This window comes from Collinsella sp. AM36-4AA, from assembly GCF_003467795.1.
In the GTDB taxonomy this organism is placed as follows: domain Bacteria; phylum Actinomycetota; class Coriobacteriia; order Coriobacteriales; family Coriobacteriaceae; genus Collinsella.
The window spans coordinates 1-9,520 of sequence record NZ_QSHS01000041.1; the positions used below are offsets into that span (position 1 = coordinate 1).

The window sequence follows — 9,520 nt, forward strand, 5'->3', positions numbered from 1 at the left end:
AAGCCGTCCAAGTTTTGGGGTGCAGTTCAACCTTTGGGGACGCCTCGATATACGCCGCAATGAGCTCCTTCGTCGTGAGCCTGCCATCGCGCATGCCCCCATCCCTGCTTGTCACCCCGCCGGGAGCAAGGTTGTCCAGCCGATAGTCCGATGTCATGGCATAGCCGGCATAGATGGCCTCGGCCGCAGAGCTGTCGTGCGCAACCTGCACAAACGCCAGCTCGGGGGAGCACACATACGCATCCAGGCCGCCCATCCAGTGGCCCAGCGAGATAAACGAGCCCGCCGGGAGCTCGTTGGTGCACAGGTGCGTCTTAACATGCTTGCTCTGCCGACGGTCGGCACGCGATGGCACCAGCAAATCCAGCGTTTGGATCCCCAGATCATAGCGATCGATAAACTCCTGCGCCTCTTGCTCCAACAGCGCGCAGACGCCTGCAATCGACACGACCTCTGGTTCCGAATCCCCAAAACGAGGGTTCGGCAGGTGCGCCAAAAGCGCCAACGCAGCGTTATGTGAAACGATAAAGTAACCCATGGCGCGAAGATAGCACGCGCGTCGGCGGCCGCTGGCGGTCCTGGCGAGTTTTCGGCAAACGACCAGCAGTTTTTTGCCGCGGCGCAACCAAAGTGTTCATTCGTCGACGTCTAAATGCAAATCCGTCAAGCTTTTGGCAAGGTTGCCGCTCAACTGACCAAAAGCTGACCATTTGCTTGCCCATTTGCTTGACGGCACCCCCTCGCCAAAATGCTCCGCGACTTCTCGGACGGTCGAAATGCTCGTTTAGCGACCACACACCCAGCGCTGGGGTATCCTTGGAGCACATGCACCGCAAGCCGCACAAAGGAGCCGCCATGCGCACCGAGCTCGATGTTCCCTTTTTGCACAAAGACGAGGCCAAAGCCCTGGGCGCCAAGTGGGACCGGATCAAAAAGATCTGGTACGTGCCCGATGGCGTCAACCCCGAGCCCTTTGCCGCGTGGCTGCCCGGCGTGGATCGCTCCGACCCCAGCGCGCCCTACATCTACCTGGTGCTGGGCAAGCGCGAATGCTGGAAGTGCCACGAGCAGACAACGGTCACGGCCTTTGGCATTCCGTATCGGGTAGCCGAGGACTCGGGCAGCAAGGCTGCGCCCGGCGCAGTACCCGCCATGGACGACACGGGCCACATCGCGATCGACACCGCCCGCGCCAACGCCATAGCTATCGTCCCCGCGCTGGGCTGCGTGCCGGCCGAGATCCGCGACTACCTGCGCGAGCGCTGCGGCTACAAGCCCGTAACGTCGCGCACCACCAAGACCGTATCGCTCGCCAGCACCTGCACCGCCTGCGGCGCGCTGCAAGGCAGCCATTACCTGTTCGAGGAGCCCACGTCGCCGTTTGCGCTCACGGCCATCAACAAGCTGCCCGCATTGGAGTTCGTGCGCGTGAAAGTCGCCGGCGTCTTTGGCATCCCCGCCAGTCAGAGCAACTTTGACCAGGCACTCTTCACCTGGGCACGCGACCACCACATCCAGTTCCACAAGCCCCTGTGCGAGGGAATTTACCTGTAGGGCAAAACTCGAAAATCGAGTCCAGTTATCCTCGGAAATCGAGTGTGGAATTCCTCGAAAATCGAGTATGCGCAGGTAGCTGAGTTGCGGGCTCGAGGACCTACAGTCCCAGGATGTGCTCCAGATAGCTCTTGTTGAACCAGAACGATTGCCTGGTCATCCAGCGCCCATCCGGCAGTTCGTAAGCGTTCTTTGCGATATCGCCGACCTCGGTGCCATCGGCGAATCTGTACGCAGCTTTCGACGTATGTGGGCGAACGTGAACGATTGGATTGTCAGCCATACCAGGCAGATTGTTGGCCACTTTGAGCTTTCCTGCCGAATCCCTATACGGCTTTAGCTCAACTCCCTCGCGAATAACCTTTTTCGTTTCGTCCCAGCAAGCCTTTGCGGGACCTTCGATTTCGTTTGCCGGCATTGCCCAGAACAGGCAACGATCAAGATGCAGCACACCCTCGTGGTCCTCACGGAACACAACGAAGAAGAAGCGGTTGGTTTCGAGGCATGCGCGGAAAGGCGACGCTTCCCAATCCTCGTTAATCAGCTGCTTAAACTTAAACGGCGGGAAGGACATCGCCTGCTCGATGTGGCCTTTTTTATTAACGCGAACAGCCCGAACGGAAATCCCAGCCTTAACGAACTCCTCGGCGGCATTGCTTTTAATGCCGAGCATGCGGTAAACGATCGTCGTCCATTGCGCCTTGTTGCCCGTATACTCCAACCCATACTGCTCCGCGATCTGGCGATCGGTTTCACCATAGTGGCACTCGATAAGTCCAGTTACGTAGCTTTCGAAATCAATGGGATCGTCGCCGGCCTGGACGATGCTCTCGCCAACGCGCGGGGCACCGAGCACGTAGGTATGGAGCACGTAGTCCATATACGAGCGCTTGAGCGAAAAGGCTCGACGCTTCGCGCGACGGTGTTCAATCTCGCCCGTATCGGTGTTGAGGTACTCATAATACTGGTCAACCCACATCTTCGCTTCGGTTTTACCCTTCGTGCAGGCGCCTAAGTAGGTAGTCATACCCTCCGAAAGCTCATCGGCGCGACCATCTTGAATGTACGAAATGATTTTCTCGTAGTCGGCGCGAATGATCTTCATGTCCTCTTCGGGCAGACGGACCATAACTGCACGCTCAATGCGCTGGTCGTATTTGTCGATTGAGAGGTCGCGGCCGTAATAAACCAAGAGAATATTGCTGAGTTTGGTCTTAAGATGTGAACTGTCGTAATCGAGCGTCACCGGACGATCGTAAGGAATCATCGTCAAAACGAGGCGTTCGCCGGCAGATTTGCGACCGTTCTTGAGCACGTCGAAGCACGTCGCCTTGAGCTCAACGCCTGCCTCCGGAAAATCTGGCCGATCATCGCTGTTGGCCTTATAGCCAAAGTAACGCTCCTCGATCAGGGTTCCCATGCCACCCTTGTACTTCTTGGACCCAAAGTCCTTGGGCGCGCTCTCCCCCTCCGGCGCAATGCCAAGCTCGAGAATATCGCGAAACGTCATCCCGTCGAGATTGGCAGCATATCGCTCAATGCTTGAGGGGTCAGAAAAATCGGTATCGTCAAGCATGCGCTTGAAATCGAGGTGCTTCTTGGACATAGGATACCTCCGAAAATCGCAGTTAGCCCCATGGTAGCCCATGACGTGCGCCATACTGCAATAATGAACGTTATCTGAGAGTGCTAAAATTAAGGGTTGATCTTTTTTGCCAGATCGGTTATCGTAGTTTGGTTTATAAACGTTCGTTATATCGATTGGAATAGCATGTCAGAGGTCAAGATTGCCGAGCTGTTTGCCGGTGTCGGCGGATTCCGTTTAGGCCTCGAAGGCTATGCCGACCCCCGTTATCCGGATTTCTACATGAAGCCCGCCGGACCCTTTCGCACCATTTGGGCCAACCAGTGGGAACCGCCCGGAACAAAGGCTCGTCAGTTCGCGGCACGTTGCTATATGGACCGCTTTGGCGAGGATTCCGTAGTCAACGAAGATATTAATAAAGTCTTGGAGCAGGCTGAAGCCAGCGAGATTGAAATCCCCGACGTTGACATGGTCGTCGGCGGCTTCCCTTGCCAGGATTACTCCGTCGCACGTCCGCTCAATCAGGCACATGGCATCGAAGGCAAGAAGGGTGTCCTTTGGTGGGATATCTATCACTTCCTCGAGATGAAGAAGCCCCGCTTCGGGCTCTTTGAGAATGTTGATCGCCTGCTCAAGTCGCCCGCATCCCAGCGCGGTCGAGACTTCGCCATCATCTTGAGCTGCCTTGCCGACCTCGATTACACCGTCGAATGGCGCGTGGTCAACTCAGCAGAATACGGTTTCCCCCAGCGCCGCAAACGCGTTTACATCTTCTGCGAGAAGAACGCTGGCAAGGTCGACCTTGTTGACCGCATGCACAACGGCGTTATGGCGAAGGCCTTCCCCGCCATCTACCCTGACGAAATTGCGGAACTCGATGTCCTGCCCGATCCTTACGAGAACTCGACTCGCTTTGGCGTTGGTCAAAAGACCTCTCAGTTTAAGAATGCCGGCGTCATGCAGGACTGCCACGTTCTGACCTGCGACTTCGCCGAGGACTATCACGGCGAGCGCCGCGTACTTGGCGATGTGCTTGTTGACGAGGCGAATGTTCCGGAACAGTTCTACATCTCTGACGAAAAGCTTCCCGACTGGCGCTACCTCAAGGGCAGCAAACGCGAAGAGCGCACCAATAAGAAAACCGGCTTTACGTATACGTATTCAGAGGGTGCCATGAGCTTCCCGGATGCTATCGACAAACCAAGCCGTACGATTCTCACGGGCGAAGGCGGCACGGGAGCCAGCCGCTTTAAGCATGTCATCGAGTGCCCCGACGGTCGTTTCCGTCGTCTTGTTCCCGACGAACTCGACCAGCTCCAGGGATTCCCGAAGGGCTGGACCGACACCGGCATGACCGATGGCCATCGAGCCTTCTGCATGGGCAATGCCCTGGTCACGGGTGTCCCCCATCGCATCGGCGAAGCCATGGTTGAAGTGTACGGGCTGTAGCCAAAGCGCTTTTGGCATAAACAAACGAGGGCCAGTTCTTGATTGAACTGGCCCTCGTCTTTAATTACACTGCTGCGATTATTTTGACCGACTATTCAGTCGCTACGCCAACCAAATTGAGCGTGACATTAAACGTTGGATTTGCTTTCTGGGCATCATCCAAATCGGACACATTTACACAATCTGAATCCGTGCCCTCCATCCAGATGACGACCTTTATATGAGTGCCGTTATAGCCAACATTCGTGTCGATGGCCTTACCGTTTTGCCCAGCCGGCTTATCATATAGAGTGCCGTTTTTTGCGGCTGCCCAGTTACCATTCTGCTGGTCAACAAGATTGTCGGCATACAAGTGCATGTAACTTGCTACTTGGGTCGTATCCCCCGCCGAAGCAACGCAGCTCCAGCCCATGGTGGCATTAACATCGTTGCCAGTTTCGGTAGAAGATGGCTGAGTCGGAGCATAGACGAACTTAAGGTCATCGTCGACAACAATACCGACCCTCAAGGATCCCTTAATCTTATTGAACCAGTTTTCCGAAGCCCCCGCTGAAGGCGTAACAACTAAGGGGTTGTCAGGATTCAAATAGACATCGGCACGTCCGGTTTCCTTAACCGTATAGACGGTGTAGTTTCCCACCGCAAATGCGTAATACGAGTTGCCACCTTGACTGTAGAGACCCTTTTCATTGGTACTGGCTTCTTTATAAGAGCTGACCATCGTATTGCTCCAGGTGGCGGGCACAAACCATGACTTCGCGTTATCCGTTGAAGAGGGGCTGATTTGATTTCCAACAGCAGATGCCGTCGTCAGCGCTTCGCGGTTGTCCTCATGATTGGGCATATCTCCGGAGACAATCTGGAGAACCATTCCGTTTGTCTGAGCGCTAATACTACCTGTAGTTGCTTTAACCGTAGAGTTGGTGACAAACCACGCATACGTAGCCGATCCGAGTGCAACAGCAGCCATTACAACCGAAATGGCTGCAATCCTGAGTTGTTTTTTCATTCCGCATATATTCATCTTTCACCTACCCTCTTTTCAAAAAAGGGCGGAGCCGAAAGACCCCGCCCCAAAGTCAGCAGATATGCCATCCCGCTTGGTTAGTTGTTTCCGTTGGGAGTAGCAGCGAACTCAACGGTGACCTTATTGGTCTTGGTCAGATTCGCAAGATTATTGGTGTAGACGGCCTGGTCCGATCCCTCATAATAAAGATAAACGTTTACAACGTGATCCTGGCCAGGCAAGACCTCGCCAAAATTCGGTACCGCGTTACCAGTCTCAGAACTAAGCTTAACTACGTACTTAGTGGAATCAGCCTCTTGGCCGTACACAACCCATTTGCTAGAATCGGTGCCGTCAACAACCAAAACACGCAAGGCCTTAGCCAGGGCAGAGCCATTATTGGCCTCATCCTTGGCATCATACTTCCCGTTGGTAATGCCAGCGACCTTCAGGTCTTTCATCTTCTGGCCCTTAGTGCTCACATTGAAGGGAACATGAACGGCATAACCTTTTTCTGCAGCTTCCGCAGGGGTGCCATTCGCGCCAACCTTCTCCAGGGCATCCTTCAGCTTACCATCGGTGGTCGTCGTGCCGTTTCCCGTATAAAACAGACCAGGATGTGCATTGCCATCCGAATCCGCCTGCTCGCCGAAAGTCGCAGGGAAAAGGGGCGTGTCTTTCACATCCGTCTCGACAGCACTTTCGTTAGCGTCTTTTGCGCCAGTGGTGCCTTTCGCAATCGTCATGTAGGCAGCGTTCGACTGAGCGCTAATGCTGCTCGTCGTCGCCTTAACCGAGTTGTTGCTCACAAACCATGCGAAGGTGGCGGAGCCGAGGGCTACGGCTGCTACCAGCACCATGGCGATGGCGGCGCCCATCTGCTTCTTTAATGCCTTGGTATCCATACGGACCCCTTTCTTTCCCCATTCGTCCCAGATGACCCTCGAGAAGCCCGGAAGGGGAGCCCGCGCTTTCGTGTTGGATGTTGCTTGCCCATCCTTTAGACATGAAATTGAGAATACCATAATTCTTACGATTTCCTTATGAGTTTTCGGCAGCCTACATTCCGGCAGATTCATAGGTCTACCTCGGGCTATATGTGGTGCTGTGTGAACATCGTTTACCTTATTTGATCTCTCTCCCGTACAGTCATAAGTCCCTCTTAAGCCTTGCGGCCGCAGTGCCGCGCCATCGCATACATTCACCCTCCGCCGAGCTTCGCCCTAGCCCTTTCCCACTCGCTATACTGGTGTGGCACGTGTCATTTTTGCCTGCTAAACGGGCTATTTGTTGGGAGGGCCCATGCCTGCCGCCAATCAACCCAAGGGAAGCGTTTCCACCGGATCGATTAAGCCGGTGACGCGCAAGGCCGTTCGTTGTCAGCGCGAAGTCGCCTGGCTGGTCACGCAAGCGGCCGGTAAGCTCGTCGCCACCACCGACGACGTCAATGCGCCCACGCCCAGCTTTGTGCTGGCGACGGCATTGTCGTACACCCGCAAGCAAGAGCAGGCCGCACGGGACCGTGGCGCCGCGATTGACTACGAGGCCGTCATGGGCCCCGACCTTGCAAGCTTTTGTGCGGCTGCGGGGCTGCCCGCAGCACCCAACGCGCTTTCGGACGCGGGCTACATGTTCACGCTCTCGGGCGCGGACCTCATCCGCGACCTCTACGCCTACTGTAGTGACCTGGACGAGCGCATGGGTGACACGGCCCAGGTCAAGCCAGGCTACGCGATCAAGTTCGCGCTGCGGTTGTTCTTGCTGGACGGCGCCGCCGGCAACGGCGCTACCTCCGCAGACAACGCCTCCGCATAACAAAAGCGCCGGGCCGGAACATCAATCCCAGCCCGGCGCTCGTTCGTCCTACTTGTCCCCGTCCCCTGCGGGCGAGTTCTTTTGGTTGCGGCGGTTGCTCCACGTCACGTTGTATTCCTTGTAGTAATCGGGCGCCTCGTTGCCGCTCGCGCTAATGGGGTCGTTGCCAGTCAGGGTGTCGGCAATATCCTGCACGAACTTAACGAACAGGCTCGAATCGTCGGTCTCGGACGAATCAAAGTCAAAGCCAAACTCCACCGCGCCGCCGATGATCTTGTCCACGCACTCCGGGTCGTCGCCGTCCAGCCAAATGACCACGGTGTACTTGTCCACGTCGCCCACGCGGAAGTTCGCGTGGCTAATGGTCGTCACCACGTCTTTGGACGCAAACGGCTCGGTGTTGGGCTCGGGATTGCCGTCGGCCGCGGCAGCCGCGTAGGTGGTGGGCTTGCCGTTGCGATACACCCGCACGCGCGCCGCCTTCTCCACGCCCTTGCTGGCGCTGACCACCTTGAGTTTGGCGCTGTAGCCCAAATCGGTCTTGCCGGCGTTGCGGATATAGAAGGTGTACGCCACATAGTTCTTGCCGTTGTGGCTGCCGTCGACGCTATCCAGGTTGTCGGGCAGGTCGTCGGCAGCGATATTAGTGCCGTTGTCCACGGCGTCGGCCGCCAGACGCGCGGTGGCGTTGTTAAAGTCGCCGTTGTCGGCAATGGCCACGCCGCGGCGGAACAGCTCCAGGCGGTTGAGGTTGATGGTGAAGTTGCCCATGTTTTCCTGCATAAACGACAGGGCGAACAGCACGCCAAAGGCAAGTGCCAGCACCACGAGGGCCTTTTGCAGCTTGTCCATGCGCAGCAGCGCCGTGCCGATGCGCTCCATGCGGCGCTTGGGCATGTACATGGACACGACCGCGTCGGGGTCGATGTCGTCGAGGTCTTGGTCGGCCAGCGCCTGCTCCAGTTCCTCGATGCGCACCACGCCGCGCAGGTTGCGGTTGGGCTTGCGTTTGGGCTTGGACTTGCCGAAGCGCTTGCGGGGGGCGGGATCGGTGCTGGGGGTGTCCTCGGGCTGACCCTCGGCCAAATCCTCGGCAGCTTGATCTTTGTTGTCGTTACGCTTGAACAGAGCCATGGCGATCAGATCTTATATTTGGTGCGGATGTAGCCGACATATTCTTTGACGAGCTCGCGCTCCATGTCGTCGGCGTAGCGGAACTGCAGGCCGCAGACGTTGCGGTACAGGCTGCCCTTGGGCGCGCGGCGCACCCAACACACGATGCCCAGCTGCTCGGGCAGCTCGTGGCGCTCGCCCTGCAGGCGGATCGTGGGCATTTGCACGGCCAGGGCCTCGCCCACATCGGGATAATCGTTGAGGTAGACGGCCAGGCCGCCGGCCGAGACGTCGATGGTCATGGCGTCCTCGGGCTCGGGGGTCGGCTCGTTGTCGCGCTGGTAGGTCAGGCGCATGGCGACCTTAAAACGCTCGTCGCGGCGCTTGACAAAGGTGCGCTGCTCGGCGACTTTGCGCATTTTCCAGTAGGTGCGGATGCCCTTTTTCTCGACTGACTCGGGGTAGCCGGCGAGCACGAACGTTTCCTCGCCCACTTTGTATTGCAGCAGCAGCTTTTGGTTTTCGTCCATGAGCAGCGGCTTGCCGGCGAGCATGGGCGCGCTCATAAGAAAGTACGCGTCGTCCAGGTTCTCTTTGTACGTGGCGAGCATGTTGAAGTCGGTTTTTTGGCCCATGGGCACGTCGAATGCCACCTGAAGCTTGGTCCCCGGCGTTATCTGTTGCTCTGCCATGTTGTCTCCCCCAGTCGCGGGCGCCGATATCATCGTCGTGCGCGATGCACATTGGGCTATTGTACCTGCTTTGCCGCAGGTTTCGATGTGCGGTACGTGAAATGGCGGGATGTGAGGCGCGGGTGAACGCGCAGCTGCTCCGCGCGCGGCATTAATCTGACAGCGATGCATGCCCCCGACAGTCCGTCTGTCTATCTCTCAGCTATCTCTCGTAATTATCTCTCGTCTCTCATTTATCTCTCAGCTTAGAGATGAGTGAGAGATGAGAGACAAAATTAGGTTGATTTTCAATCTCAACGCAACAGC

At 56.8% G+C, this 9,520-nt stretch carries 8 protein-coding genes and 1 pseudogene; 3 read left to right on the forward strand and 6 right to left on the reverse strand.

Going from position 1 to position 9,520, the window contains the following annotated elements:
* Positions 1 to 448, reverse strand: a pseudogene (locus DW850_RS09750) (hypothetical protein); the annotation flags it as partial.
* A 407-nt stretch (positions 449 to 855) separates the two neighbouring features.
* Here DW850_RS09750 and DW850_RS09755 point away from each other — a divergent pair.
* Complete coding sequence (locus DW850_RS09755; RefSeq protein ID WP_117786938.1) at positions 856 to 1,554, forward strand: DUF5710 domain-containing protein; 699 nt, start codon at positions 856 to 858, stop codon at positions 1,552 to 1,554.
* Between the two features lie 100 nt (positions 1,555 to 1,654).
* Here DW850_RS09755 and DW850_RS09760 read toward each other — a convergent pair whose 3' ends face one another.
* Complete coding sequence (locus tag DW850_RS09760; protein WP_158559599.1) at positions 1,655 to 3,160, reverse strand: Sau3AI family type II restriction endonuclease; 1,506 nt, start codon at positions 3,158 to 3,160, stop codon at positions 1,655 to 1,657.
* A 165-nt stretch (positions 3,161 to 3,325) separates the two neighbouring features.
* On the opposite strand from DW850_RS09760, the gene dcm reads away from it, so the two are divergent.
* Positions 3,326 to 4,588 carry a DNA (cytosine-5-)-methyltransferase gene (gene dcm, locus DW850_RS09765; RefSeq protein WP_117786940.1) on the forward strand — a complete coding sequence of 421 codons (1,263 nt, stop codon included), beginning with the start codon at positions 3,326 to 3,328 and terminating at the stop codon, positions 4,586 to 4,588.
* Positions 4,589 to 4,679: 91 nt separating this feature from the next.
* On the opposite strand, the gene DW850_RS09770 is transcribed toward dcm, so the two are convergent.
* Both DW850_RS09770 and DW850_RS09775 read right to left on the reverse strand, forming a co-directional pair.
* Positions 4,680 to 5,612: a hypothetical protein gene (locus tag DW850_RS09770; RefSeq protein ID WP_117786941.1), complete on the reverse strand. Its 933-nt coding sequence runs from the start codon at positions 5,610 to 5,612 to the stop codon at positions 4,680 to 4,682.
* Positions 5,613 to 5,692: 80 nt separating this feature from the next.
* Complete coding sequence (locus DW850_RS09775) at positions 5,693 to 6,499, reverse strand: hypothetical protein (RefSeq protein WP_117786942.1); 807 nt, start codon at positions 6,497 to 6,499, stop codon at positions 5,693 to 5,695.
* A gap of 397 nt (positions 6,500 to 6,896) precedes the next feature.
* Here DW850_RS09775 and DW850_RS09780 point away from each other — a divergent pair, with 397 nt between their 5' ends.
* Complete coding sequence (locus DW850_RS09780) at positions 6,897 to 7,409, forward strand: hypothetical protein (RefSeq protein WP_117629019.1); 513 nt, start codon at positions 6,897 to 6,899, stop codon at positions 7,407 to 7,409.
* A gap of 48 nt (positions 7,410 to 7,457) precedes the next feature.
* Here DW850_RS09780 and DW850_RS09785 read toward each other — a convergent pair whose 3' ends face one another.
* Both DW850_RS09785 and DW850_RS09790 read right to left on the reverse strand, forming a co-directional pair.
* Positions 7,458 to 8,543, reverse strand: coding sequence for a hypothetical protein (locus DW850_RS09785; protein ID WP_117786943.1), 1,086 nt, complete (start codon positions 8,541 to 8,543; stop codon positions 7,458 to 7,460).
* A 5-nt stretch (positions 8,544 to 8,548) separates the two neighbouring features.
* Entirely contained in the window at positions 8,549 to 9,214 is a 666-nt protein-coding gene (locus DW850_RS09790) for a PilZ domain-containing protein (protein WP_158565259.1), read from the reverse strand.
* Positions 9,215 to 9,520: the final 306 nt, after the last annotated feature.